Origin of the sequence: Streptomyces sp. MUSC 14 (assembly GCF_001866675.1) — a bacterium.
Taxonomy (GTDB): domain Bacteria; phylum Actinomycetota; class Actinomycetes; order Streptomycetales; family Streptomycetaceae; genus Streptomyces.
In genome coordinates this window covers 1-500 of the sequence record NZ_MLYN01000137.1, presented here as the reverse complement: position 1 = coordinate 500, position 500 = coordinate 1, and the positions used below count along the sequence as shown (strand labels likewise).

Annotated in this window: 1 pseudogene; it reads left to right on the top strand. The window is 63.6% G+C overall.

From position 1 onward, the window contains the following. Positions 1-295 precede the first annotated feature (295 nt). Positions 296-500 (top strand): annotated as a pseudogene (locus BIV25_RS46010) (hypothetical protein); the annotation flags it as partial.

The window sequence follows — 500 nt, the reverse complement described above, 5'->3', positions numbered from 1 at the left end:
GGATTCGACGTAACCGGTCCACTAACACGGACCAACTCACCGATTCCGCAGCGACACGCAGCCGATAGAGGGTGAGCAGACATCACCAGATCATCCGGACGGACCAATCATCATTCAATCCACCTGTCCCGACCGCCACTTCACCACCCCACCCAACAACAGACACACCCGCATATACCCCGATCGGCCCCCTCCCACGAACCCTCCGAAATGACCGATACGACAGCCATGAGTACGTTTGATCACAGTCGGCTGACGAGCCGACATCTCGGAGATAACAGACAGGAGAAGCGACATGAAGCTCGCTCGTTCCACCATGGTGACCGCCGCCGCCGGAGCCGCCGCGGCACTCGCCGTCACCGGCATCACCTACGCCTCGGCGGCCTCCGCCCCGGCACCCCAGGCGGCCCCGGCCGCCGTCGCCGACGCCCCGCAGGCGCCGTTCGGCGGCGACTCCGGACAGGGCAAGAGCAACAACAACAGCAACAACAACAGCAACA